We start from the raw sequence: 300 nt of genomic DNA, 5'->3' as shown, positions 1-300 counted from the left end.
CACCAGCCGCAGCAGGAACACTTCCAATGTAATTTGTTATCCAATCTATACCTTCATCAGAAGTCAGAATAAACTGAAGATATTGTTTTGCCAAATCAATATTATCGCTATCTTTATTTACAATATACGTCCATGAAACAGAAGATAATAATGTTACATCATCTGGATTGTCACTAACAGGGAATGGGAGAAAACCAACATTTGCATCTGGATTAAACTTATCTAATGTGGATTGACACCAATCACCCATATGAATAATTGCCGCTTCGCCATTGGCTAACATGTTTTCTGATGTTTCCC

At 36.3% G+C, this 300-nt stretch carries 1 protein-coding gene; it reads right to left on the bottom strand.

All coding sequences use genetic code 11. The features are described 5' to 3' along the window. Positions 1-300, bottom strand: a 300-nt coding sequence (locus ACX6CF_RS27240) for an extracellular solute-binding protein (RefSeq protein WP_458788500.1), incomplete at both ends; no start/stop codon positions are given.

Source organism: Vallitalea sediminicola, assembly GCF_054408565.1.
The sequence above is the reverse complement of the archived record's forward strand: the minus strand, read 5'-3'. Positions and strand labels throughout refer to the sequence as shown.